The sequence below is a fragment of the Brachyspira pilosicoli genome (assembly GCF_019402445.1).
Classification (GTDB): domain Bacteria; phylum Spirochaetota; class Brachyspiria; order Brachyspirales; family Brachyspiraceae; genus Brachyspira; species Brachyspira pilosicoli_B.
In genome coordinates this window covers 1-2,077 of record NZ_SRZM01000135.1, presented here as the reverse complement: position 1 = coordinate 2,077, position 2,077 = coordinate 1, and the positions used below count along the sequence as shown (strand labels likewise).

General features: G+C 27.6%; 2 protein-coding genes. Both read right to left on the bottom strand.

Annotated elements, in window-relative coordinates; all coding sequences use genetic code 11:
• Nucleotides 1-374 precede the first annotated feature (374 nt).
• Nucleotides 375-1,085 carry a serine O-acetyltransferase EpsC gene (epsC, locus tag E6A48_RS05465; RefSeq protein WP_219709062.1) on the bottom strand — a complete coding sequence of 237 codons (711 nt, stop codon included), beginning with the start codon at nt 1,083-1,085 and terminating at the stop codon, nt 375-377.
• Between the two features lie 12 nt (nt 1,086-1,097).
• The gene (locus E6A48_RS05460) at nt 1,098-2,009 is read right to left on the bottom strand and encodes a PLP-dependent cysteine synthase family protein (protein ID WP_219709061.1); all 912 of its coding nucleotides are present in this window, start codon (nt 2,007-2,009) and stop codon (nt 1,098-1,100) included.
• Nucleotides 2,010-2,077: the final 68 nt, after the last annotated feature.

The window sequence follows — 2,077 nt, the reverse complement described above, 5'->3', positions numbered from 1 at the left end:
TCATAAAAATGCAGTTCTTTTGGTTCTTTTGGCCACAAAAAGAACTAGGGGCGTGGGGGCAAAGCCACCACAAATAAAAATTTAAAATATATTTTAGTTTAAAACTTTTCAGTGTATATTGAAACAATAATTTTTTATAAACTTTTTTATTATTATTTTTCCAAAAGCACACTACAGGCATTTCCTACGCTCGAAAAAAAACTGGTAGGTTCCTAATCACTCACAACAGTTGGAAGATAGTCCCATAAAAGATTATAAATTACAAAAATACTTTTAATAAAATATAAAATTTTTGCTATATGATAAAATTTTAGGTATATACTAAAAATTAATATAATATCACAATAAAAACAGTTTTTACTTATTATATAAATTTATAAAGTGATTTTTTTGTTTTCTTCAACCGATTCTAAAACTATACAATTAGCACCAATGATAGAATTCTTCCCTATTACAGTGTCCCCTCCAAATATAGAAGCATTGGCATATATTGTAACATAATCACAAACTGTAGGATGTCTTTTTTTGCCTTCCAAAGCCCTACCATTAGTTAATGATAATGCTCCCAAAGTAACCCCCTGATATATTTTTACATGATGACCTATTACTGTTGTTTCTCCTATAACTATTCCTGTACCATGATCTATGAAAAAATAATCTCCTATATTTGCTCCAGGGTGAATGTCTATACCTGTTTTTGAATGTGCAAATTCAGATATAGTTCTCGCTATTAAATATTCTTTTTGATTATAAAATATATGTGCTATTCTATAATGAAAAATTGCTCTAAATCCAGGATATGTTAATACTATTTCATCATAAGATTTTGAAGCAGGGTCAGACTGATAAAAAAACTCTAAATCTTTTTCAAGACTTAATTTAATATCTTTAAGCTTTTCTATAAAATCCAATAATAGAGAATCATTGTTTACTATTTTTTTATAAAGTTCAATTATATTTTTTTCTACAATATCTTTATTAGGAGTCTCTCTAAAAAAATTAGGAAAAACATAGTCCCTTATTAGTTTTACAATTTCTTTTATATCATTTTGATTAGGAAGTTCATTAAAAGTTTTTAGTTTCATAAATATAATCCTTTAATTCCAAGAATATCTCTCTCCTGTATCAGGCAAAATACAAAGCATTTTTATTTTATTATTTAAATCTAACTGTCTTGATAAATCAATTGCAGCATAAACGCTAGCCCCTGAAGATATACCCACATATAAACCTTCAGTAAAACATATTTCTCTTGCAGTATTAATAGCATTATCATCTGATACATCTATTATTTTCTCTATTACATTCAAATCCAAAATTTTTGGTATAAAATTAGCCCCTATTCCCTGTATTTTATGGGCAGACGCATAGCCCTTTGTAAGAAGAGGTGATAATTCAGGTTCAACTCCAATTACTTTAGTATTTTTATTGTTGTCTTTAACATATCTTCCTATTCCTGTAATAGTTCCTCCAGTGCCAATTCCTGCAAATATATAATCAACATTAACCATATCTTTATATATTTCTGGTGCTGTTGTTAAATAATGTGCCATAACATTAGATTCATTAATAAACTGACCAGCTATTATAGAATCAGGTATTTCTTTGTTTAATTGATTTGCTCTTTCAACTGCTTTATCCATTCCTCCATCAACTAATTCTAACTTTGCTCCATAATCTCTTATAAGTTTTCTTCTCTCTTCAGACATTGAAGAAGGCATAACTATTATAACATTGAGAGATAAATAACTTCCAATAGCTGCCATAGCAATTCCTGTGTTTCCTGAAGTAGGCTCTATAATTGTAGAACCTTTTTTTATTTTACCGTCTTTAATTAAATCTAATAATATCTGTTTTACTGCTCTGTCTTTTATTGAAGCAGCAGGGTTATTTTTTTCTACTTTTCCATATAATTCTATGTTTTTATTTAAATTAAATTTAGTTTCAATATTACTTAATCTTATAATAGGAGTATTGCCTATTAAATCGAGTATGTTGTTAGCTATCATATAAGCCTCCCAAATAATAAATATTTATATTATTTTTTATTTGCACTTTTTGGTTCTTTGACGAAGTC